Consider the following 1,363-nt stretch of genomic DNA (forward strand, 5'->3'; position numbering starts at 1 on the left):
CCGTGCCGGAGCCGTCGGCGCCCCGCCCGCCGGACCTGGTCGACCGCGACTTCACCGCCTCCCGGCCGGACCAGCTCGGGGTAGCGGACATGACGCAACGCCGGTAAGTTAACTGCCCTTTCGGGGGATTGACGGCATACAGGGGCCCCGGCAGGACTGGTTTTCGACCAAGAAGACCGCGTCCGTGCCGAGGCTCCCGTGTCTGCTCATCCTGTCACCGTTCCCGCTGCCCGAGTGAGGCTGAAGCCATCGGGCTCTCCTCATCCTTTAGATGATCTCGGTCTGGGAGCCCTACCACAGTTGCTGTCTCCCGAGCTCGTGGATCAGGTGATCGCCGACTGCGGGCGCCGGGAACGGCGGGTGCGTGCCCTGCCGGCCCGTGTGACGTTGTACTTCGTCCTCGCCCTGTGGCTATGCCCGGCCGCTGGCTATCCCGAGGTGCTGCGGATGCTGTTCCAGCAGCTCAAGGAGCAGCTGCGGGCCGGAGCGCGGCGGATCCCTTCGACCGCGGCCGCGGTCCAGGCCCGCCGTCGGCTCGGCCCTGCCCCGCTCAGGACGCTGTTTCGGCGTCTGCGCGGCCCTCATAGCGATCCCGGCGCTCCGGGGATGTCGGCCTTCGGATGCGACCTGGCACTGCTGAAGGTGTCGGTGGACGGCACCCGCCTGGACGTGGCCGACACCCCGGCCAACCGGAAGGCGTTCGGCGACCCGCCGCGCGGCCGCTTCGGCTCCGGACGGTATCCGCAGATCCGAGTGCTCATGCTGATCGCCAGTGGGACACGGGCCGTGCTCGAGGCGGTCTGGGGACCGTGGTCGGTCGGCGAACTGCCGCTGCTGGACAAGCTCATGCAGACCGGGGCCGTGCGCCGGGGCATGCTGGTGCTAGCCGACCGGTACTTCACCGGCTTTCCGCAGGTGTCGCAGATCGTTCGCACCGGCGCCCACCTGATCTTCCGCACCCCCTCCCGGCGCAGGCTGCCAGTGTTCACCGAACTCCCGGACGGCTCCTACCTGTCGGTCCTGCCCGGCCCGGTCTATTCGGTCAAGGGCGACTGGCGCCGCAGCGCCCGCGAACGCGGTCGGCGCCTAGGACTGCGGGCCCGCCAGAAGCAGGGCATCCGGATCCGCGTCATCGAGGCCGAAGTCACCCTCATCCCCGAGCACGGCGAGCCCCGCACCGAGTCCTACCGGCTGATCACCACTCTGCTCGATCCTGAGCAGGCCCCCGCCGAGCAGATCGCCCGGCTCTACGCGGAACGCTGGGAAGCCGAGATGTGTCAACCACAGTGCACTCATATAGGGGAACTGGCTGTTTGATCTCCGTGTTGGGCGGCGGTGGGTGGTTCGGTGTCGGTCCAGCGTA

The 1,363-nt window shown here is 69.2% G+C and carries 1 protein-coding gene; it reads left to right on the forward strand.

Features of this window, described 5'->3' with window-relative positions:
- The first annotated feature begins 234 nt into the window (after positions 1 to 234).
- Positions 235 to 1,317, forward strand: coding sequence for an IS4 family transposase (locus tag ABZ453_RS51335; RefSeq protein ID WP_359026993.1), 1,083 nt, complete (start codon positions 235 to 237; stop codon positions 1,315 to 1,317).
- Positions 1,318 to 1,363: the final 46 nt, after the last annotated feature.

The sequence above is a fragment of the Streptomyces sp. NPDC005799 genome, assembly GCF_040630525.1.
Taxonomy (GTDB): domain Bacteria; phylum Actinomycetota; class Actinomycetes; order Streptomycetales; family Streptomycetaceae; genus Streptomyces; species Streptomyces griseorubiginosus_B.